Source organism: Micromonospora fiedleri, from assembly GCF_016774385.1.
Lineage (GTDB): Bacteria > Actinomycetota > Actinomycetes > Mycobacteriales > Micromonosporaceae > Micromonospora > Micromonospora gifhornensis.
In genome coordinates, this window is sequence record NZ_JAETXL010000022.1 from 1 (window position 1) to 21447 (window position 21447).

Genomic DNA, 21447 nt, shown 5'->3' on the forward strand with positions numbered 1-21447 from the left:
AGCCATGATCCACATTGCCTCGATCGACAACCTTGCCAAACGCATAACAGACGAAACCACGCCAACTTGGCGAGGCACCTACTAACCCTGCAAGACGCAAAAGGCGTAAATCAAACGCCCTCTCAGGACCACCCGGCTGATCAAGCACCGGAGTCCTTTATATGAGCGGACCAGCGCTGGTCCGCGTCGTGCCCCAGCTTTCTCCGCAGCGGTAGGGGCCGCGGTGGGGGCGTACCGGCCCGGTCGGCGGGTATCCGCGCCCGTCCAGCGACGAGAAGATTGGTGGTACGGAGTGGGGACGACGGAGATCCGGGTGCACGGCGTGGCCGAACCGGGCCCGGAGAGTCTCCCTGGCCGCCCGGTCGTTGACCGGGTGGCCGGTGACCGGGAGGCACCGCGCTGGAGCACGCCAGGGTCGAAGTGACTGCGCTGTCCGCCGGCTACGCGGAGGCGCTGGCTCCGCTGCGCCGCGGGCAGGCCGGCCACGATCCGGGCCGGGTCGCGACCGATGTGGCGGTGATGCTCCAGCGATAGCGCCCCGGCGCCGACCGCCGCGTCAAGCCCCGCGTATGCACAGGTCAAGCTCGGCGTGCTGTGCGCGCAGGTCGAAGCGACCGTGGTGGCCGACCACCTCGCCACCCTCACTTGCCGCCCCTTCGGAAGGGCCGAGGCTGGCGGTGGGTGAATTGTCCCGTATCCGCCTAACACTCCGATTCGGAAGCCGTGGTGTAACCACACCCAGAAGGGTAACCACCACCAAGCCCTGGGTTGGCCAGCGGCGGCGGCTCGTGTGGCCAGAGCGGAGGGGAAGCGTGCGGCTCGACGAGATCAATATCCTGCAGGGAAACGCCTTCGTTGTAAGCGACCGGCAGGGTGACATCAACCCGGCCGCCAACGTCCCGGACGGGCTGTTCTATCGCGACATGCGGCACTTATCGCGGTGGCAACTGCGCCTCAACGGCCACCAAATGGAGGCGCTGAGCGCGGACAACCTTGAGTACGACGAAGTTGTTTTCTTTCTGATCGAGCCGACCGGAACGATCTACCGGAACCCGTCGCTGTCGGTCACCCGCCGCCGTGCCGTGGCGACTGGCATGCAGGAGCGCATCACGGTCCACAACTTCGGCAACACGCCGGTCGCGTTCGAACTCACGATGATATTCGACGCCGACTTCGCCGACATCTTCGACGTCAAGGACCAGATGTCAAAGACCGGCCATCTGTACCGCCATCGGCGCGACGGCGGGATCACCTTGGGCTACAGCCGCGCCGACTTCTGCCGCGAAACCCACATCGACGCCCCCGGCGCCTTCGTTACCGAGGAGTCGCTCACCTTCCGACACGAGCTACCACCTGGACAAGAGTGGGCCACCGACATCCAGATCCGGGTTGGGGTCGAGGTGAACGTGGCGCTAGAGCGCCACCCCCACTGCCCGGACATGCCTTGCAGCATTCGAGAATGGCTGGATGAGTCACCCATCTTGGACACGGATTGGGACGACTTGCTGCACATCTACCACCGCAGTCTTCTCGACCTCGCCGCGTTGAGGTTCTACCCCTTCGCCGGAGATAAAGCCTCTCTGCCCGCCGCCGGGCTGCCCTGGTTCATGGCGGTGTTCGGCCGCGATAGCCTCCTAGTCAGCTATCAGATGCTGCCGTTCCACCCCGAACTGGCCCGTACGACCTTGCGGGCACTCGCCGAGCGGCAGGCGATCCATGAGGACGACCACCGCGATGCCGAACCGGGGAAGATCCTGCACGAACTGCGCAACGGGGAGCTCGCCCATTTCGGCGAGCGTCCGCAGTCCCCGTACTTCGGCGCCGCTGACACGACGCCGCTGTTCCTGATCGTCCTGGACGAGTACGAACGGTGGACCGGTGACACGCAGACCGTCCATGACCTCCAGCCTGCGGCCCGCGCGGCGTTGCGGTGGCTGGAGACGTACGGCGATCTCGACCACGACGGCTACATCGAATACCAGACTCGCAACCCGCGCAGCGGTCTCGTCAACCAATGCTGGAAGGACTCCTGGAACTCGGTGGTCCACCCCGACGGCAGCCTCGCCAAGCTTCCCCGGGCCACCTGCGAAATTCAGGGCTATGCCTACGACGCGCGCCGCCGCACGGCGCGGCTCGCGCGGGAGATTTGGCACGACCCCGACCTCGCCGAGCGTCTGGAACGCGACGCCGAGGAACTCTATCGCCGGTTCAACGCCGACTTTTGGCTACCCGACCTCGGCTATTACGCACTCGCGTTGGACGGGGACAAGAAGCCGGTGACCACGTTGACCTCTAACATCGGACACCTGCTGTGGAGCGGGATCGTGCCGCCCGAACGCGTTGACGCGCTCGCCGCGCTGCTCTGCGGGCCCCGGATGTTCACCGGATGGGGCGTGCGCACGCTCGCTGACGAGCAGCCAGCCTACAACCCCCTCGAATACCACAACGGCACCGTCTGGCCGCACGACACCGCGATCGCCGCAGCCGGGCTTGCCCGGTACGGACACCGCGACGAGGCCAACCAACTCGCGATGGGGCTGTTGCAGGCCGGCCATCATCTGCGCCATCGACTGCCCGAGGCGCTCGCAGGCTACCCACGAGAAAGCACCCTGGTGCCCGTGCTTTACCCCACCGCCTGCTCCCCGCAGGCATGGGCCGCCGGTGCGCCGATGATGCTGCTCCGCATGATGCTCGGCATCGATCCGGAGCCCGACACTCTGGCCGTGCGCCCACACCTACCTGAGGATCTCCGCCGCCTGGCACTGCATGGAGTGCGCTTCCGCGGCGCCCGGGTCGAGGCCCTCGCGGGCACCGCTGCACATGACCTAGATCGGTTGAAGCCGATACCGGGCGCCCGGGAGCTTCAGTGAAGAACACACCATTCGGTCGAGATCACCATTGGACGGCAGCGGCCGGACACTGTGCTGGGAGATCCTGCGCGACGACGACGGCGCTGCCCCGCAGATTGACCGATACCTCGTCCGCCATCGCCCACCTCCACAACACCGCGTCACCGGCTGCTACACGTCCCCGCCCGCCTCACCCGTTCCGCCCGACGACCCGTTCCCCGAGGAACCCGCCACTCGCCGGGTAGCCGCCATGCCCATATGCCGGACGAACCACAAGGAAAGATCAACCAGCGGGGTCGCCACCCTTGGTCACATTTAGTGAGCGTCCGGAAACTTGGGTTACCAGTCGCCGGTGCGGGCGAGTCGGCGTGACATTGTCAGATCATGGCGATGTAGATCATGGCCTCGTGGTGGTCGGGCTTGGTCTCATAGTCGCGTACGCAGCGGCGATGCTTGCTGATCCAGGCGAACGTTCTCTCTACCACCCACCGGCGGGGCGGGACAACGAAGCCTGGCTCGCTGCGTTTGACGATCTGGACGGTCAGGTGCAGGACGTTGCGGGCCCAGACGAGCATCCGTCCGGAGTATCCGGCATCGGCCCAGACCAGGGCGATGGTGGTGAAGCGTTCGCGGAGCCGGGCCAGCAGCCGGTGTACCGCGGGTCGCGGCCCTCGTAGACGCGCACCAGGTCACGTAGCGCGTCATGGATGGCCTGCCACACGCCGGCCTTGGCCCAGGCGCGGAGCCGGTCGTAGACGGTGGTCGGCGGCAGGAACCCGACCGGCAGTTGCCGCCGCGCGATCCCGCCCCGCACCAGGTAGAAGATCGCGGCATCTCCGATCGGAAGGTGTGCCCAAGTTCAGGGCAGAGGCCGAAGTAGTGCCGGAAGTTGTAGATCAGCGGGCGCCATGCGGTGGGGGCGACGTTGTCCGTACCGGGCACGACGATGGCGGGATCCGCGTGCACGCGGAGCACGTGCGCCTCGACGATCAGGAAATCGCCGTGTAGGTCGGGGTTGATCCGTACGGCCCGCGCCTCCAGTTGGAGCGGGCACTCCGCGACCCGCTGCGGTCGTACCAACTCGGCCGGCTCCGGACACAGCCCGGCGGCGGCGAACTTCGCCGGCTCGTACCGGAACGCGCCCCGCTTGTGATCTGGAACTGGGTCGCGGCCAGTGAGCGGAGCGAGGCGCTCCACCGCCGGCCACTGCTCCCCGCTCGGCAGGTTGATCACGAGGTCCGGCCGCTCGCGCAGGTTGCGGGCGGTCTGCCCCTCCGACCCGAGGCCGAGCACCACGACCTGGCCGAGCGGCCAGGCCGAGCGGCCAGGCCGACGACATGGGCGCGAGGTTGCTCGTCCCATCCTCATTTTCGGTGCTCAACAGCGCTACAGGCGTACCGAAGTAGAGAATCTTGGGCTCGATGGTCAAGTAATCGCTCGTCTGAACCATGCCGGGATGGTACGGGCGGGACGATTCGGTGCGCGGCGAACCGTTCCCGAGATGGTCCGCATTCAGTCCGCAAGAGACCCACGGACAGTGGGGGAGCGGTGAGAGATGGCGGAAGGTATTTCCGCTGCTAGACCACCAGGTGACTAGGTCGGCGGGGCAGAGCCAAAGCAAAGTCGGTTGATCATGGCCGGGATGCGTTGAGCAGGGCGGGGATGAGCATCTTGTCGGCGTGGTGGCGTTCCATGACCTGCTTGATCCTGGAGTATCCGGCAAGTCGGATCAGGGCGATCGTGAGGTCGCGTAGGGTGGCCATGGCGTGGGCGACGTTGCCGAGCCAGGCGTGATGGGTGTCCTCGCCGAACAGGACGTCCCGCCCCCAGTGGATCTTGTTTTCGATCCACCAGTGGGTGCGTACGTGGGCGGCAATCTCGGCTGCTGTGCTGGTCAGGCTGGTGACGCCGTGGACGATCTGATTGCTGACCCACTGGCCGTCCGGGGCGTACACGTCGCGGCGGAGCCGGAAGACCATGGCCGCGCCGGGGAAGCCGATGTCCCTGGCGAATGTGACCCAGATGGTGCGGGTGATCCGGTGGCCGCTGCGGCGTTCGGTGTGGGCGCTGGTCGCCGCTGTCGCCGTCGGTAACCGGTCGGTGATCGCGGCCAGCAGCGCGGGCCTGTTGCCTTTCACGGTGAACACGTAGTCCGCGCCGCGTCCGCATAGGTAGGCGGCGGTGCCGCTGCTGGGATGCGCGGCATCCGCGGTGATCACCATGCCGGTGATGTCGATCGGGTCGAGCAGGGCTTCGATCTGGGTGACCTCGGTGGTGTCGGCCGGGACCTGGATCTGGGCGATGACCACTGCGGTGTCATGCCGCATCGCGGAGAACAACTGCACGTCGATGCCGGTGCCGCCGCCCGAGTGCCGGACGGTCTTGCCGTCCAGCGACAGACCGACCCCGGCGGGGCCGTCGAGCCGTTCGGCCAGCCAGGCGCAGACGAGGCGGTCCACCACCGATGCGTCGACCGCCTCGACCAGCCGGCGCAGCGTGTCCCGACCCGGCGCGATCCGGAACCCGAGCACCGGATGCCGGCGGGCACCCGCCGCGGCCAGCAACGGCTGCGACAACTCGGCCATCCGGTCGGCGGCCTGCCGGAAGTTCCGCGCTCCGCACAACAGCGCCAGCGTCACCCCGGTCAACACCGCCGCGAGCCGATGACGCACGCCCCGTGCCTTACGCGGATCGTTGACCTGCCCGAACATGGCCGCGAGCGCCGCCATCTGCCCGGTGTCGACCTCCCCACCCTCATCCGTGACGACACCGACGACAGCATGGGAGACTGACACGAGCGGCCTTTCTTTGCAGACGACGACTGGCGTGAAGAACCGTTATCGTCTACTCAGGAAGGCCGCGTCCGTTCAACCGCCCCTGGACCGACCCGCGAAACACCTGCCCCACCAGGCCAAACGAAGATCAACTAACTTTGCTTCGACTCTGGTCGGCGGGGCGGGCAATCTGATCTCGTAATGCGTAGGTCGCCGTGCCATCCACGTGCCAGTAGCCGGTACCCCGGACGGTCACCAGGGGGCACCAACGGTCACGTGCTTCCGTCGCTGACTGGCCACCTGGTCCTTGTCGGTCGTGATCTTCGTCCTTCCAAACCGAAGGTGTCCGTACGCTGCTTGGCGTGGCAGAGGACGAGGTGGTCTTGCGGCTCAGTCGCGACGAGGCGCTGGTTCTGTTCGAGTGGCTGTATCGCACCGACGAGATGACCAACGACTTCGCTGACCTGGTCGAGGACCAGGCGGAGCAACGGGCGCTGTGGAACCTCACCTGCCTACTGGAACGGGAGCTGGTCGAGCCGTTCTCGCCGCAGTACGCCGAGTTGGTCAAGCAGGCACGAGCCCGGTTGCGGGGTGAGGGTTCATGAACGGGCCGCGTGCCCGTTGGGACGTGAGTCGAGGGTCAACGGCGGTCACCGCCTGGACGTCGCCCCCGGCATGGCGGAACAGGTCAAACCAGGTCATGGCGATGAGACTTCCCGCCGTGTCCACACTGGGTCTGTTGCGTTGAGCGTCGGCAAGATCGAGGCAGACCTGAGCAGTAAGGCCGTCGACCCGACCTCCTGACCCGTGGCTGCCTCCGAGGTCGGCTTTCGCTGGCTTGGGGTTTCCGCGGGAGGTGATCGTGGTCGCGGTCCGCTGGTATCTGCGCTACGACCTGTCCTATCGGGACGTTGAGGAACTACTTGTCGAGCGCAGGGTCGAGGTCGATCACGTCACCGTCTACCGCTGGGTGCAGCGGTTCACGCCGCTGTTGGCCGACGCCGCGCGCTTCTGCCGGCACTCACCAGCCGACGGGTGGTTCGTTGATGAAACGTACGTCAAGGTGAAACGGTGTGTGGCGGTACGTGGACCGGGCGGTCGACCAGTACGGGCAGGTGATCCACGTGCTGGTCTCGGCTTGCCGCGACGCCGGCGCGGCCCGGCGATTCTTTCGACGAGCGCTGTCGACGCTGAAGGTGATACCCGGCGAGGTCGTCACCGACGCCGCGCCGGTCTACCCCAGCGTGCTCGACAAGCTGATCCCGTCCGCGTGGCACCACGTCGAACGGTACGCGAACAATCCAATCGAAGCCGATCACAGCCGGTTGAAACACCGTTTGAGACCGATGCGCGGGCCACGAACGGACAAGACCGCGCAGGTGATCATCGCCGGACACGCGTTCATGCAGAACCTGCGCCGCGGACACTACGAACTCGCCATAGACACCCCGCCCACTGTGCGGGTCGCTGCGGCGTTCACCGAGCTCGCCCAAGCGATCTGACCGCGGACCCGACACGGGTTTAACACGTCCGCCGATCCGATAACGCAACGGCGCCGCCCCGGCTGAAGCTGGACAGCGCGCGCGGCAGCAGCTCCCGCCGGCGGCGGCGAAGAACCCGATCCGCAGCAGTCCCTGCCGACCCTCGCCGTGAGCTGAAAAGCTCGTCCCGGGCGGCCGACATCAGGTCGGCGATCTGTTGGGCGTAGTCCGCGAGCCGCTGGCCTGCGACGGTGAGCCGTAGGCTGCGCGGCCCCCGGTCCACCAGCGCCACCCCCGCCTCCTGCTCCAGGGTGGCGAGCTGGTGGGAGACCGCGGACGGGCTCAGCCGCAGCTGCTCGGCGGCGGCGGCGGCGACGATCGTGCCGTCCGAGCGATCTCCAGGATCACCTGCAGGCGTGCGTTGTTGAACTTCGGCGGACCCCCTTCCCTGCTCAAGGGCCCTGCGCGTGACCTTTTCCTGATCATGGACCGCGCACGGGGTCGGCTCAAGGTGGCAGCCCTGGCACAACCAGGCCCTCGATCAGAGTTTCCCTTCCGGGACGGGAATGCTGCGTTCCGGCCACCTAAGAGAGCCCGATGCGCCAGCCTGAAGGCATGGGTCCAGTCAGCCGCACCGGGACGACAAGGGCGACGAGGCCCGCCGTGGCCACCGCGGGGGACCCCTACGTGAACAACGCCCGCGTCCATGGTCTGGCCGGTGACGGGGCCACCAACGACCAACCGGCGCTGCAGCGGCTGGTCGATCAACTCGGCGCCGCCTACGCCGCCGACGGCCAGCCCCGCACCATTTACTGCCCGTCCGGGGTGTACTCGATCAGGGATCGCGGCACCGTGTGGCGAAGCGGTGTCTCACTGATCGGGGCGGGCGCCGCCGCCACCCGGTTCGCCCTGGCCAATCCGGGGGACCGCACCTCTCCCACGCCCCTGGCCTACTTCACGGTGCAGAAGCACGGCGCCAGCCGCGACAACCACATCGCCGACTGCACCTTCGCCCACTTCGAGATCGACGGCTCCGGGGTGCGCCTGCGCGAGTACGACGTGCTCGCCAAGGGCCTGGGCATCCAGTACGTGCTGCGGGGCCGCTTCCACGACCTGTACATTCACGACATCCCGGCCACCGGTTTCGGCTGCGACTTCCTGCAGGACACGTTCGTGGACAACCTGCTGATCGAGCACTGCGGGCGGCTGGAGAACGGCCAGTGGATGGGCGGCGCCGGCATCGGGATCGGCGTCGGCGGCTGGGGGCCGGTCGAGCGATGCACCGTGGCCTCCTGCACCACCATCCGCAACGGCACCAACGGCATCTTCTTTGAACTGCAGGGCAGAGATTGGATACCGCCGCGCGGGATCGGAGTGATCGGCTGCCACTCGGAAGGCAACCGGTTCGGCATCTCCGACTGGGGCACCGACGGGCTCGTCGTCTCCGGCTGCACCATGATCGGCAACCATCAGGCCGGCTACGACGTCTCCTCGCTGGGCACGACCGGGGTTGCGGGGCGGGGCGGTATCGTGACCGGCTGCGTTATCGAAGACAACGTCTGGGACGGCTTCGCGATCGGCAACACCCCCGGCCCGTACACCATCGAAGGCAACCGCGTCAGCCGCAACGGCCGCTACGGCTACTGGCAGCACAACCTGGCCGGCGGCCCCCAGGTACCCGCCGCCGACATGATCATCCAGGACAACCAGTTCTGGGACAACGCCCTCGAGGGCATCCTCGCCGACTCCTCATTGTCCGACCCGTCCATTGTCGGAAACCTCATCCGCAACAACGGCCGACGCGTCGCACCCGCCTCGTCCGGCGGCGGCAACACCGTCTCCTGCACCGAACGGTCGCTGACCGATACCGCGGCGAACTGGACACCAGACGGACACCGGGGCAAATGGATCACCGCCGACGGGCAGAAGGTCATCGTGATGGGCAACAGCGCGATGAAGCTCGTGCTCGCGCCGCGCCGCCCCGGCGCCCTGACCGCCTGGCCGGACCGCACGCCGCCGCCCGGAGCGCGGTACGAGATATCCGCCTCCCCGGCGACCAGGGCCGGCATCACCCTGGCGGCCGCCACGTACCGCCCCACCATCCACAACAACCGGGTCTGGGACAGCCAGCTCAACCAGACCCAGACCCACGGCCTACAGATCACCGACACCGGAACCTGCGAATCAGGGTGGGTCCACGACAACCGGTGGGAAGGCAACGCCGTCGCGGCCACGCACTTTGAGAGCGCGCCGTCTGGCGGTTGCTGGTACCACAACCTCGGCCTCCATGAATGCCCTGGCAGGCACCCCTGATGTTCACGCCGCCGTAGGGGGCCCTGGCGAACACCCTGACCCTGGCGATCAGTCCCGGCGGTCCTCCTCCGGGACCGGAACCTCCTGGTGCTGTTCGAGGGCGTCGGCCTGATTGGCGCCGGGGGGGCAGCGATCTGGGCATCTCGCGCTGATCGTCCGGAACCAGCACACCCTGCTTCGCAAGATCCGCGTCGGACGCCTCCGGTACGGCGTCCTCGACCGTGTCCGGGAGGCCCACCTCGGTCTCGTCCTGCTGCTGCTCCAGCGCGTCGGCTTCCGGCGGCTGACGGAGCGGATCAGCCTCCTCGTCCCAGTTGGCGGTCATCACGGCCTCCTGACCGGTACACGTCTCGGTTCCCTGCGCGAAGCCCCTGCCTACCCACCTCGGACGGGGTAGGCACGCTGGGACGGGGAGCGCCATCAGCGGCCGGTGAACGTCGCCTTACCCGGTCCGTCCGTGAGGAAGGAGCGCACTGCGCTACGGAGGTCCTCGGTCCGGTACAGCTCGGCGGCGATCTGCGTGATGTGCCGGTTCGCCTCGGGCACGCCGCCCCGCTCGAAGTGGGCGAGCACCTGCTTCATGGCGCGGCGTGGGCGCGGGTCGGACCGGCGGCGAGCTGGGCGGCGAACGCCCGCGGCCGCGTCAAAACCGTCGTCGGGAAGCACCGGGTTCACCACGTTCCACCGTTCGAGCGCGGCGGCCGAGTAGCGCTCGCCGGTCATCACGAACTCCTTCGCCCGGCCCCCACGCCTGCCCGCGCGGCGAGCCGCTGGGTGCCGCCCATGGTGGAGGTCAGCCCGACCACCTTCTCCACCAGGCCAAAGCTAGCGCGGTGCTCCGACCGACTGCTCTGCCGTACCTACGGCTGCGCGAAGGGCCAGGCGCAGATGATGCCTGCTGGCGGTGGCCGTCCTCGGGCAGCACCTGCGCCCGATGCTGATCTCCTGGCGCGGCTGACCGAGTACGCCTCCAGCCCCACCCCGTTCTGGCTGGTCAAGCTGATGGACCTCGGCATCGTCGTTCCGGCCGCCGTCGCCACCGGCGTCGGTCTGCTCCGGCACGCCCCCTGGGCGGATGATGTACGCGCTGCTCACCGGCTACACCTGCCTCGCCGTCTCGCTGGCGGCGATGGCGGTCGTGATGATCGTCAACGGTGACCCGGAGGCGTCGGTGGGCCTGGCGGTCGGGTTCGGGCTTTTCGCCCTGGTTTTCGTCACGCTCGCCGCCGCGCTCTACCGTCCCCTGTTGCATCAGGGGGTCAGCGAGCCGCTCCAACGCTGAGGGGCCAAGTGCGACGCTGCCTCCAAGTCGTGGTCTCATCGGTGGCGTTCGTGTCAGCCAGCGGCGCGTGCCGCGCTGATCGGAGAGCGCCTGCGTTGCCATGCCGCCGCCAGCATCACCACGCCGGCCACGATCGCGTAGGCGCCGATCACCTGCGCTATGACTACCGCTCCGACGTCGGGGCGGAACAGGATGAGCAGCCCGGCCAGCACCGACACGACGCCGACCACCGCGAGCAGCCGCGCGGCACGCCAGCGGACCGACGCCCAGATGTCCAGTACGCCGTTGACGATCGCCCAGATGCCGATCACGATGGCCAGCGCGAACGCGGTGATCGCGGGCCACAGCAACGTCACCAGGGCGATCGCCACGCCGAGCAGACCGGTCAGCAGGAACAGTCCCCGAACTGTGCCAGGTTGGCCGAGTCTGAACCCCGCCGCCAGGTGCACCGCTCCACTGACCAGCACGTACGCGCCGAACAGCACCGCGAGGGCGAGCGCCGTCACGGCTGGCCACAGCAGGGCCAGCAGGCCGAACACGATCGCGGCCACTCCCCGCAGGGCCAGTACCCAGACTCCGTTTCGCATCGCGTCACTCCTCGATGGGCCAGCCCCCCTGCCCTCTCGGGCTTGCCCACTCAACGTCGAACCGTGGTCGGACGCCGGCGGTAACTGGCGCCGCTAAGGCGTGTTTCATAACGAGGTCAGAGCCACTCGGTGATGATGGTGATGGTCAGGACGGCTTGGAACCGGACGGCCAATTTGTCGTAGCGGGTGGCGACGCCGCGGTGGCGTTTGAGCCTGTTGATGCCGTTCTCGACGGCGTGGCGTAGCCGGTAGAGCTGCGGGTCGAACGCCGGTGGGCGCCCGCCGCGGGAGCCTTTGGCTTTGCGGTGGGCGTCCTGGTCCTTCTTGCTCGGGATGCAAGCCCGGATTCCCCGAGCGCGCAGGTATCTGCGGTTGGCGCGGCTGGTGTAGGCCTTGTCGGCCAGCACCAGCACCGGCCGGGTCCTTGCCCGGCCGACACCGAGACGGTTCACGCGGATGCGGCGCAGGACAGGGATGAACTGCGGGCTGTCCCCTCGATGCCCGGCGGTGACGATCAAGGACAAGACTTTCTGACCCTGCTCACAGGCCAGATGCGTCTTGGTCGTCAGCCCTCCACGGGAGCGGCCCAGCCCGTGATCGGCCGGCTCGTCATGAACCCCACCGGGTGGTTCCTTCTGCAGATGGCCGTCGGTGCGGGCACCTGCGGCGTGCTGGTGAGCGCGACTGGTCATCGAGTCCACGCTGACCGTCCAGTCGATCCGTCCCCGGGCGTCGCCCTGGACCTGCAACGCTGACAAGATCCTGTCCCAGGTTCCATCGCGCTGCCAGCGACGGAACAGTCCGTAGATCGTCGGCCAGGGCGCGTACTCCGCTGGCACGTCGCGCCACGGCGCACCGATCCGGATCCGCCACCGGATCCCATCGATGAGCTGCCGTTTCTCCCACTTCGGCGGCCGGCCTGTAGACGACGCGGCAGGCAGCAACGGGGCCAGGACAGCCCACTGCGCGTCAGTCAGGTCATGCCGCCTCGTCACCGCTAAGGTGGCCACGAGGTCTCCGGTGCATGGTGCTTCTTGGTCGTTGTACCAAGTACCGGAGACCTCTTCAGTTATCGATCACCGCCACGCCGTGACTTCAACCGGCCAACCCGAGTTACGAAACACGCCTTAGGTCGGCCGGGCCGATCCGGGCCAGCAGTTTCTTGGTCGCGCGGACGATGAGCGCCGTGCCATCCTGCCGGTCAACGCCGGGCGGGCGCCGCCGGAGGGGTCGGGTGGCTGGCGGCGGCTGGCCACCGTCGAACCCGTCGGGTCGCACCCGCCGGGCATGGCTAACAGAGCCGATGAGTGGGTGCCTGAGGCGGTAGGTTCCAGAGGCTCCAGCGCCGGTCAGGCTGTGGCAGGCGACGGCGGATGCCTGGCGCCGGCCAGTCCCAGGCGGGAACCTGTATCGAAGTCGGCGTTGGCGCCTGAGCTGGCGTGACGGTCTCGGCGCGCGTCGGAGATCGAAAACGGATGGGGTCTCCGGTAGAGGGTTTAACGACCAAGAAAAACCGGAGACCACCGGAGACCTCGTGGACACCTCGCGGTGACGAGGCGGTTTAAGCGGCAACGAGGAGTCGTTCGCCCATTTCGTGGCCGATCCGTTCGAGCTTGCCCGCGCTCTTTTCCTTCTCGACAAGGTTCGCCAGCAGGCTCTGCGTACACCGACTCTCACCCATGAGCACCGCCCAGTTGACCAGGCTCTTGTAGCTGGCGACCGCAAGCTGGACGAATCGCATGGCGGTATCGATTGCGAACAGATCCTGCACCTCGGGCGAGGGCTGCGCCATCAGGAATTCCTCGAACCCACCGCGAATTCCCTCAACCGTGGCGGATCGGGTGTCCAGCGGCGAGACGCCGAGCGCCTGCAAGCAGCGATCGATATTCTCCAGTTGCCGTTTGCTGTCCTGTGCATGCGCATGCAGGACCTGCTCCAGGTCACTGTTCTGGACCCGCTTACCGACCAGCATGCCGAGCAGAAGGCCGCCGCTTCTCTCCACGTCGCGCACTTCGGCCAGTTCGTAGAGAAACAGGTCCTTCGAAGTCTCCAGTGCCATCGGCTCCTCCTGATCATCTTGACCGCCGCGCCGGTTGACCGGCTACCCGCTCGGAGGCGGAAAATTCCCGGGCCCGCGGCTGTCAGGCTGACGAGGGGCACCTGGCCTACCGCCGGTTCTGGGCAGGGCGATGACAGGAAGATCACGCTGACGGTCACGGCTGCCCACCTTGGGCCGGTCTGCCGGAAGACGGAGCCTCTACGAGATCAGTGGGGGTTGAGGTGCGGCGCCACCACCTGCGCCGACGCGGGATCGCTGCGGCCATCCCGTCCAAGGCCGACCAACCGGCGCAAGCTGGGGTCCAAGGGCTGCCGACCTTCCCGCCTTCGACCCAGAGGCCTACAAACAGCGCCATGCCGTGGGATGCGGCATCAACCGACTCAAACGCAACCTGCAGTCGCGACCCGGTTCGACAAGCGCGCCGTGCGCTATCAGGCCACACTTCACATCGCCGCCATCAACGAATGTCTGTGACCGACTTTGATGCAGACCCTAGACGTGGCCGTGGCGGGGTTGGCGTGTGCGGTGGCGCCCGCGGCGGTGGTGACGGCGGTGGCGCCGAGCAGCGCCGCGGTGAGGCCCTGGAGCGGGCCGGGAAGGCGGAGGCGTGCCGTCCAGCGCAGCCGGCGTGCCAGCGCGGCGTAGGCGTGGGCTCGCCCGCACTCCCGCCCGTTGCGTGGCAGAAGCCCGGCAGTGGCAGCACAGGCAGCGACGGCAGGTCGATCAGCGTCTGCCCGGCGTCCGCGTAGATGGTGTGTGGCGTTCCGCCGGCGGTCGTGCAGTAGGTGACAAATGATGTCGAGCCGGAGGCAACGCGCGGATGGCGAGGCTCACCCTTCGCGAGGCAGCATTCGACGCATACGTCGTAGCCGGTGATGCCGATGTCGACGGCCTCCGAGGCCACGAGTTCTGGTATGTCGAAGCCCTGACAATGGCTGCCCCGCCGCCTGGTGACAATCTTGGAAGGGGAAGGACTGTTCAACGACGTCACCGCGTTGACCCTGTACCAGGTCACCGTCTACTCGGCGGTGCACGGCTCGCTCAGCCTGCCCGCCACCCTGGGCAGGCTCGCCTACTCCACGGTCCTGGCGCTCGCCGCCGGCCTCGGCATCGGATGGATCACCGGCCAGCTACTCGATCGGCTACCCACCGCCAGCGCGCGCGCCGGGCTGAGCCTGCTCGCTCCGTTCGCCGCCTACGTGCCCGCCGCGGCCGCGCACAGCTCCGGCGTGCTGGCCGTGCTCGCCACCGCGCTGTACCTCAGCCACACCCGCGCCTACACCGACGACGCCACCAGCCGCGTCACAGGCCGCGCGTTCTGGGGTGTCATCGAGCTGCTCGTCATTTGCGCCACCTTCGGGCTCGTCGGTCTCGAACTCACCAGCGTCATCCGTGCTGTCGGTCACCAAGCCGGCCGGCTCGTCGGCTACGCCGCCCTGATCTGCCTCATCGTCATCGTCGTGCGCGTTCTGTGGCTGGCCCCTCTCGCCGCGCTGACCCGCCGCCGCGCCCGCCCCAGGCCCGCCGGCGAACAGGTGCCCGCCTCCTGGCGGGACAGCCTGGTGCTGTCCTGGGCCGGCATGCGTGGGGTGGTCACGGTCGCCACCGCCCTCGCCCTGCCGCACCTCACCGCGGCCAACACCCCGTTCCCCGGCCGCGACCAGATCATCTTCGTCGCCGTCATCGTCGTGCTGGTCACCCTGATCGTGCAGGGCACCAGCCTGCCGTGGCTGATCACCTGGCTGCGCCTGCGCGTCGACCCGGCCGCTGAAAGCGCCGCCGACCGGCACGCCGCAACGATCGCCCTCGACGCCGCCGAAGCACGACTACGCGAACGACGCCACCAGCTCGACACCGAGACCGCCGATCTGGCCGCCCAAAGCTTCTACGCCGCCCTCGCCGACACCTTCCCCGAAGACGAAGACGTCAGCGACACCCAGCGAATCCAGCACCACAAACACGTCCGCGCCCTGGAGGTCGACCTGCTGCACGCCGCCCGCGAGGCCGTCGTGGACGCCCGCAACCACCACATCATCGATCCCGACGCCGCTGACCGCCTTATCCACCGCCTTGATTTGCGCTCCCTGACCACCAGTTGAAACCCGATGAGTCCGACACGTCTTTAGAGCTCCTAACGAAATGGTGTTGGGCGTGTCCTCGGGACGCGAGGATCGTTCTGTCTGGATGTGAGGAGGGGTGAGCAGCCGCCGTGGATCGTCTCGGACGATCTGTGGGCCGAGATCGCGCCGCTGCTGCCGCCTCGTCCGCCCCGGCGTCATCGGTTCCCGGGCCGTAAGCCTCTCGATGATCGCAAGGTGTTGTGCGGGATCTTGTTCGTGCTCTACACCGCGATCCCGTGGGAGTACCTACCCCAGGAACTCGGGTTCGGCTCAGGCATGACCTGCTGGCGCCGGTTGCGGGACTGGAACGACGCCGGCGTGTGGCAACGACTACATGAGGTGCTGCTGGGCAGACTCCGGGCCGCCGGGCAGTTGGACATGTCGCGGGCGGTGATCGACGGCTCCCACGTCCGGGCGCTCAAGGGCGGCCCAAAACCGGTCCGAGCCCGGTCGACCGCCGCAAGCCAGGCTCGAAACACCACGTCATCACCGACGCGGCCGGCATCCCCCTCGCCACGGCGCTGACCGGCGGCAACCGCCACGACGTCACCCAACTGCTGCCCCTGGTCGACAAGATCCCACCCATCAAGGGCATCCGAGGCCGGCCCCGGCACAGGCCCGACCGGATCTACGCCGACCGTGGCTACGACTTCGACAAGTACCGACGCCAGCTACGCGCCAAGGGCATCACCCCGGTCATCGCCCGACGCGGTGTCCCACACGGCTCCGGACTGGGCACCCGACGCTGGGTCGTCGAGCAGACCATCGCCCTGCTGCACTGGTTCCGCCGCCTACGGATCCGCTGGGAGATCCGAGACGACATCCACGAAGCATTCCTGACCCTCGCCTGCGCCATCATCTGCTGGCGCAGGCTTCAACACTCAAAGAGTTAGGACCTCTAAGATCCTGCTCAAACGGTTGGGCGCCGCGGCCGGCGTGGCGGACGTGCACGCACACCGGTGGCGGCACAGTTTCGCCCACGAGTGGAAGCGCGCCGGCGGTGACACCGGTGACCTGATGCTGCTGCTTGGATGGACCTCGGAGGATATGCCTCGCCACTACGGCGCCAGCGCCGCAGCCGAGCGGGCACAGGAGACGCAGGCACGCCTGGGTACCGGCGAACGCGTATAGGCAGGTCGGCTGGGCGGGGCTGGGTGCTTTGCACGGCGATCCGGTGTCTTCTCGGTCAAGTTGGCGAGGAAGTCCGCCGAGCCTCGCGGCGGCCCCGTCGGACGGCCTATTGCCGGATGCTGGTGGATGGGAGGTGGTGGGAGGCGGGGTTGTCGAGGCCCGTGCGCGTAAGGGTTCGTTGGTAGTGCTCGTGGAGTTCGGTGGCGGCCTTGTGGTCGCCGAGGGCGGTGAGGATGCGGCTGGCGTGCGTGTGCAGGTCGGCGTTGTAGGGGTCGATGCGGATTCCGGCCTGCAGCAGTTGGAGAGCGCGGTGGTTGTCAGGTTCTGCCGTGGCGAGGGAGACGCAGATGTTGATGATCTGCCGGCGGGTTGCTTCGCGGATGGGGTCGAGCCAGGGCCAGGTGCGCGTGGCGGCGAGGTCGGCGGGGTAGGCGTCGAGGACGGCTTGCCAGGAGGTGTGGGTGTTGGTGAGCGGCGTGGTGGCGTGGTGAATGGCGGTGCTCAGGTGCCACAGGTCGACGGCGATGTGTGCGGCGTTGAGGCGGTAGCGGTCGTCGACGTGGTCGATGACGTGCAGGCCGGAGGCGGCTCGGATGGTGCCGCGTAGATCGCTGAGGGCAGTGTAGAGCCGTCCGGTGAGGGATCGGCGGGGTACACCTGGCCAGATGGCGTCGGTGAGTTGTGGAGTGTCGGCGCCGGTGGGATGGGCGGCGAGGTAGACGAGGATCTGGAGCGCGGCGCTGCGGCGGATGGCGAGGGGTTCACCGTCGACGAGGAGTTGTGGATCCCCGAGGACGCGCAGGTGTAGCCGTTGGCGGGGTGTGGGGGAAGGGAGGCGGGGTTCGTGTCGGGTGGCCTGGCGCGGCAGTCGCATCTCCGGTGACCGTGCCTGGGTCAGGGGGTGGCTCGGGGTGGCCGGGTTGGGAGAGGCGATGATGGCGAGCAGGTCGGTGGCCGCCATCTGGTCCAGGACGCACAGCCGTGGTCCAGTTCCGTCGGCGTGGTGTGGGTCGTGCAGGTGGCCTGTCGAGTCGGCGTGCCAGGTCGGGCCAGCGGGCCATTGCCCCAGCACGACCACCACGGCACCGGTGGCGACGCTCGCTTCGACAAGCTTCTTGACCCGGGGTCCGTCGCCCTCGTGTTCACCGAGGAGCACCATCCGTCGATGGCTGAGTGCATGTGGCGGGGCGTCTTGGCGCTGATCGATGGCGTGTGCATCGGCCTCGTGAACGAGCTGCGCTGCTTCGTCGACGTTGTCAACGATTGTCAGCGGTAGACGAGGGCCGAGTGTTTCTGCGGCTGGTCCGAGGAGACTGGCAAGGGCTGCCTGGGTGGCGATCAGGGTTGTCGCGGAGTGGTGGTGCCCGTCGAGGAGGGCGGTGACCAGCAGTCCTCGGCCGACGGGCAGCGTGCCTGGTCCGGTGAGGCCCACGCCGCCGTCCGGTAGGACTCCGGTGAGGGCAGATATCCCGTTCGGCGGCATGGGTGCTGCCGGTGGGGTGGGGGTGTCGGCGAGTGCGGCCTGCACGGCGGTGACGGTGGGAGGCAGCGGGGCGAGGTCTGCATCGTTGCGGCTGGCGGGGCGGGGTTGGTAGTCGCGTCGGCGGCGTAGCCAGACCAATGCTGCGGCGGCAGCGACGTGCTCGGCGACATCACGGGGCAGCCAGCCACCGGACACGTCGACCCCGGAATCGTGTGTGGCCTCGTCGTGGTCGTCAGGACTGGCCTCGTCCTGAAGCGCGACCGCGTCCGCTGCCACCGGGTGGGGCGGCTGCGTTGGGGCGGTGGGGACGGCGTTGGTGGTGACGCCGAAGACGGCCGCGCCGGCCATTCCGCTGGCCGTCGCCTGCAACGGCGTTGGCAGTGGCAGCCGCCGTAGCCATGCCGAGGTTGCGCGGAGACGGATGACGACTCTCACGGCAACGGTGTAGGCGAGCATCAGCCAGACCAGCCATGCCCCGATCGTCAGCGCGGCGGTGAGCGTCTGCTCGGTCAACGGCTGCTGCACCCATGCCCGCACCTGCGCCATGCTCGGCAAGCCGCTGATGGGTGGGCCGATCAGGGTCAGCAACAGCAGCGGCGGACCGGTCAACAGCACGAGTACGGACAGCAGCGACATCAGCTGCCGTGGCCAGCGCACCTCACCCACCTCCCGCCCGAGGGCGCACGGATGCCGCAGCAGTCGTGGTGGGATGGACGATGCGCGTCCACAGTCGGGCCGCCCACCACACCGCCACGGCCAGGGCGTAGCAGACGGCGAGGATGCCGGTGGCTTGCGTGTTGACGATCGCGGCGCTGATCACCGCGACCGGTGCGGCCAGAATGATGCGGAACATCAGCGGCGTCACGATTGCCATGACGATCCCGACGCCCAGGAACAGCCCGCCGACCCGGCCGGCGAGGTCGACCCACATCATCACGTGCGGCCACCGGTCGGCGGTCAGCGAATACTGGATCAGACCCATGCCCAGGGCGGCAGCGACGACAGAGCCCGTCGGTACGGACAGCAACGCCGACCAGCCGCCGTGCGGCGTACGCCACTGCCGGGCGGCAACCACTGCCATCACCACCGCCAACACCGCGATGGGGACGATCGGCCACAACACCCAGCGCAGGAAGCCACCTACCGGCAGGCCGAAGTACTGGCTGGTGACCACCGCGTAGAGGCCCGCAATGGCGGCCCCGAGGGAGACGGCAGCGAGAATGCCGATGCTCACCTTCCCGCCCTCCGTTCGGACATCTTGCGTTGGACTGCGCGCAGCAATCAGGGAACCGAGGACGGTTCCCGCAGCGAGGCATGCCAGCAGGGCGAACACGGCCGCCATCGCCAGTTCACCCCAGTTGAAGGCAACCCAGTAGTGCATTCCCAGGGTGACGTTGTGCCGCTCGGCGGTCACGATGCACTGCCAGAACAACGCCAAAGACGCAAACCCCGGCACCGCGACCCCGATCGCTCTGCGCACCGGCGGCACCGGCACGTCCACCGCCCCCGCCGCGCCGAGGTTCGTGGAGCCAACCTCGGCAGCGCCGAGCGCCGCGGCGAGCTGAGGCTCGGCCACAACAGTCGGCATGACTCCGGTGTGCTCGGCGATCGCCTCGCCCAGGTGCGGTAGACGAGCGCTGCCTCCCACGCAGTAAATCCCTGCCAGGTCACTGGCGGCCAGTTCAGCGGCGGCAATGGTCTGCTCCGTCAGGTCCGCGACGCGTCGCACCACGGGCCGGACAGCCTCGTCGAGCATGGCGCGGTTCGCGATCACCGGAGCCTGGCCAGCCAACGGTACCGTGACCGCCGGGTAAGAGATCAAAGCCTCTTTCGCCACGCGTACGCTTTCCGCCGTCGCCCAGGGTGCCATGCCGTCCGCAGCCATGTCGCGGCCGTTTGTCAGCGCCGTTGTCAGCGTCGAATCGACGCTGGCACCTCCAGCCGCAGGGTCAGCCAGAGTCGCAAGCACCTCGAAGCCGGACGGCCGCCGACGCAGCACCGTCACCTCAGCTCCCGCGCCGACGTCACACACGACAAGGCACGCCCCCACCGGCAGCCGCACACCGGTCGCCGCCAAGTGTTCGGCCACCGCCACCGGGGCCTCCACCAGACGCGGCTGCGTCAGACCCGCCCGATGGGCGACCTGCCGCATCCAGGTACGCCGACGCGGCCCCCACCCCGCCGGCACCACCAACTGCACATCCCGCACCGGCACACCAGCGACCCGTTCGGCTTCAGCAGCGGCCCGACGCAGCGGCGCCGCAGCAAGCTCCACCGCCTCCACCCGCGTCCTGTCGACTACCAGATCACCGTCAGCGGGACGACGCGGACTCGGCACCAACCTTCCCGGCTCATCCTCGGCGGCCTGCCACGCCTGCTGCCCCGTCCACACCCGCCCATCGCCCGCCACATACACGGCGCTGGGCAGAAACGGCACACCGTCAAACGACAGGACTGACGAACGACCGTCAGCCCACGCCAGCACCGCCACGGTGCTGGCACTACCGCAGTCAATCGACAGCCGAACGTCCGCCGCCCCCATCGACGTAGTCAAACATGAGGATCACCTTCACGTCACCCGTCAATTACCCACGGGTGTCGGATCCGTCTGATTGAGGTGGCGTTGACCACGGGAAGCAGGAAGTCTAGGTGTCGAGAGGTTGACCTCCCACGGAGCGTGCGCGGACGGGCGTCGAGCGCTGTAGGGTTCCCGCCGTTGTTTTGCTCTTTCATCATCTGGCAGTGCTAGCCGGTTCTGGATCTGGCCACGAACGCCAGCAGTCAGCGGCGTACCTGGAGCGGCCTCCGAACCGAACCAGAGGCGCAAGAGACAATCTCGGGCACATGTACCTCACGCGTCTACGACTTCGACGAGGCCAGCAACCGCACCTCCCAACAGACGTACATTGCCGCTACTGGGACACCGTGCCAGACGACAACAGCGACCACTACCCAAACATGGACATACGACAACGCCGGCCGAGCGAGTAGCCCCGGGTACGTATACGATGCCCTAGGTCGCACCATCCAGGTTCCCGGGAATGATTCTGTCCGCCCCGCCAACGGCAACATCACGATCGACTACTACATCAACGACCTGGCCCAAAGCATCAGCCAGGGCGGTCGCACCGTCAGCTACGCCCTCGACGTGGACAGCGACCGAGTTCGGTCCTGGGACGACGATGCCGGCGGGGCACTTACCACGTCGATCCACCACTACAGCGACGACAGTGACATTCCAGTGTTGGTGGCCAGTTGAGATTCCCCAGTGGCGGCCACTTGGCGGGGAGGTATCTGGCCGTAGGTGACTACTCAGAGCTGATCCCTACCCGACGCCGCGCGGTGGGCCCCGCCGAGCTATAACGACG

General features: G+C 67.9%; 16 protein-coding genes and 3 pseudogenes. 8 read left to right on the forward strand and 11 right to left on the reverse strand.

Annotated elements, in window-relative coordinates; all coding sequences use genetic code 11:
- Positions 1-812: 812 nt before the first annotated feature.
- On the forward strand, positions 813-2870 hold the full coding sequence (locus JMF97_RS30215) for an amylo-alpha-1,6-glucosidase (RefSeq protein WP_203224629.1): 2058 nt from the start codon (positions 813-815) through the stop codon (positions 2868-2870).
- A 356-nt stretch (positions 2871-3226) separates the two neighbouring features.
- On the opposite strand, the pseudogene JMF97_RS32270 reads toward JMF97_RS30215, so the two are convergent.
- From JMF97_RS32270 to JMF97_RS30235, 4 genes and pseudogenes are all read right to left on the reverse strand, one after another.
- Positions 3227-3502 (reverse strand): annotated as a pseudogene (locus JMF97_RS32270) (transposase); the annotation flags it as partial.
- Entirely contained in the window at positions 3391-3663 is a 273-nt protein-coding gene (locus JMF97_RS32275; protein ID WP_203224631.1) for a transposase, read from the reverse strand. The gene JMF97_RS32275 and the pseudogene JMF97_RS32270, both read right to left, overlap by 112 nt.
- Positions 3664-3668: 5 nt before the next feature.
- Positions 3669-4299, reverse strand: a pseudogene (locus tag JMF97_RS30230) (flavin reductase family protein); the annotation flags it as partial.
- Between the two features lie 181 nt (positions 4300-4480).
- Positions 4481-5644, reverse strand: coding sequence for an ISAs1 family transposase (locus tag JMF97_RS30235; protein ID WP_203224632.1), 1164 nt, complete (start codon positions 5642-5644; stop codon positions 4481-4483).
- Between the two features lie 341 nt (positions 5645-5985).
- On the opposite strand from JMF97_RS30235, the gene JMF97_RS30240 reads away from it, so the two are divergent.
- On the forward strand, positions 5986-6228 hold the full coding sequence (locus JMF97_RS30240; RefSeq protein WP_203224633.1) for a hypothetical protein: 243 nt from the start codon (positions 5986-5988) through the stop codon (positions 6226-6228).
- A gap of 206 nt (positions 6229-6434) precedes the next feature.
- Positions 6435-7125 (forward strand): annotated as a pseudogene (locus JMF97_RS30245) (IS6 family transposase).
- 19 nt (positions 7126-7144) lie between these two features.
- Here JMF97_RS30245 and JMF97_RS32280 read toward each other — a convergent pair.
- Positions 7145-7633, reverse strand: coding sequence for a LysR family transcriptional regulator (locus JMF97_RS32280; RefSeq protein ID WP_368856450.1), 489 nt, complete (start codon positions 7631-7633; stop codon positions 7145-7147).
- 86 nt (positions 7634-7719) lie between these two features.
- Here JMF97_RS32280 and JMF97_RS30255 point away from each other — a divergent pair, with 86 nt between their 5' ends.
- Complete coding sequence (locus tag JMF97_RS30255) at positions 7720-9417, forward strand: right-handed parallel beta-helix repeat-containing protein (protein ID WP_203224634.1); 1698 nt, start codon at positions 7720-7722, stop codon at positions 9415-9417.
- Positions 9418-9837: 420 nt separating this feature from the next.
- Here the strand turns inward: JMF97_RS30255 and JMF97_RS30260 are convergent, their stop codons facing one another.
- Positions 9838-10140 carry a Clp protease/crotonase-like domain-containing protein gene (locus JMF97_RS30260; RefSeq protein ID WP_203224635.1) on the reverse strand — a complete coding sequence of 101 codons (303 nt, stop codon included), beginning with the start codon at positions 10138-10140 and terminating at the stop codon, positions 9838-9840.
- Between the two features lie 352 nt (positions 10141-10492).
- On the opposite strand from JMF97_RS30260, the gene JMF97_RS30265 reads away from it, so the two are divergent.
- Complete coding sequence (locus JMF97_RS30265) at positions 10493-10699, forward strand: hypothetical protein (protein WP_203224636.1); 207 nt, start codon at positions 10493-10495, stop codon at positions 10697-10699.
- A gap of 53 nt (positions 10700-10752) precedes the next feature.
- Here JMF97_RS30265 and JMF97_RS30270 read toward each other — a convergent pair whose 3' ends face one another.
- The 3 genes from JMF97_RS30270 to JMF97_RS30280 all read right to left on the reverse strand — a co-directional run bounded on the left by JMF97_RS30270 (position 10753) and on the right by JMF97_RS30280 (position 13345).
- Positions 10753-11286: an HdeD family acid-resistance protein gene (locus tag JMF97_RS30270; RefSeq protein ID WP_203224637.1), complete on the reverse strand. Its 534-nt coding sequence runs from the start codon at positions 11284-11286 to the stop codon at positions 10753-10755.
- Positions 11287-11402: 116 nt separating this feature from the next.
- Complete coding sequence (locus tag JMF97_RS30275; protein WP_373307072.1) at positions 11403-12281, reverse strand: IS5 family transposase; 879 nt, start codon at positions 12279-12281, stop codon at positions 11403-11405.
- 566 nt (positions 12282-12847) lie between these two features.
- Positions 12848-13345 (reverse strand): YciE/YciF ferroxidase family protein, encoded by a 498-nt coding sequence (locus JMF97_RS30280; protein WP_203224639.1) that lies wholly within the window; start codon positions 13343-13345, stop codon positions 12848-12850.
- A gap of 947 nt (positions 13346-14292) precedes the next feature.
- Here JMF97_RS30280 and JMF97_RS30285 point away from each other — a divergent pair.
- The 3 genes from JMF97_RS30285 to JMF97_RS30295 all read left to right on the forward strand — a co-directional run bounded on the left by JMF97_RS30285 (position 14293) and on the right by JMF97_RS30295 (position 16596).
- Positions 14293-15444: a cation:proton antiporter gene (locus tag JMF97_RS30285; RefSeq protein WP_273543974.1), complete on the forward strand. Its 1152-nt coding sequence runs from the start codon at positions 14293-14295 to the stop codon at positions 15442-15444.
- Positions 15445-15558: 114 nt separating this feature from the next.
- Positions 15559-16358 (forward strand): IS5 family transposase gene (locus tag JMF97_RS30290; RefSeq protein WP_203224644.1). Its coding sequence is split into 2 segments (ribosomal slippage): positions 15559-15895 and positions 15895-16358, totalling 801 coding nucleotides; the frame shifts between segments, so codons are not numbered across the junction.
- 10 nt (positions 16359-16368) lie between these two features.
- Positions 16369-16596, forward strand: a complete 228-nt coding sequence (locus JMF97_RS30295; protein WP_307817148.1) for a tyrosine-type recombinase/integrase — start codon at positions 16369-16371, stop codon at positions 16594-16596.
- 106 nt (positions 16597-16702) lie between these two features.
- Here JMF97_RS30295 and JMF97_RS30300 read toward each other — a convergent pair whose 3' ends face one another.
- Both JMF97_RS30300 and JMF97_RS30305 read right to left on the reverse strand, forming a co-directional pair.
- Entirely contained in the window at positions 16703-18736 is a 2034-nt protein-coding gene (locus tag JMF97_RS30300) for an AfsR/SARP family transcriptional regulator (protein WP_307817147.1), read from the reverse strand.
- Position 18737: 1 nt separating this feature from the next.
- Positions 18738-20621, reverse strand: a complete 1884-nt coding sequence (locus tag JMF97_RS30305; protein ID WP_203224642.1) for an Hsp70 family protein — start codon at positions 20619-20621, stop codon at positions 18738-18740.
- Between the last annotated feature and the right edge of the window lie 826 nt (positions 20622-21447).

Coding starts and splice junctions, on each gene's coding strand:
- JMF97_RS30270 (WP_203224637.1), bottom strand. CDS start 11,286: ATGCGAAACGGAGTCTGGGTACTGGCCCTGCGGGGAGTGGCCGCGATC.
- JMF97_RS30255 (WP_203224634.1), top strand. CDS start 7,720: ATGGGTCCAGTCAGCCGCACCGGGACGACAAGGGCGACGAGGCCCGCC.
- JMF97_RS30280 (WP_203224639.1), bottom strand. CDS start 13,345: ATGGCACTGGAGACTTCGAAGGACCTGTTTCTCTACGAACTGGCCGAA.
- JMF97_RS30260 (WP_203224635.1), bottom strand. CDS start 10,140: ATGACCGGCGAGCGCTACTCGGCCGCCGCGCTCGAACGGTGGAACGTG.
- JMF97_RS30305 (WP_203224642.1), bottom strand. CDS start 20,621: ATGGGGGCGGCGGACGTTCGGCTGTCGATTGACTGCGGTAGTGCCAGC.
- JMF97_RS30265 (WP_203224636.1), top strand. CDS start 10,493: ATGATGTACGCGCTGCTCACCGGCTACACCTGCCTCGCCGTCTCGCTG.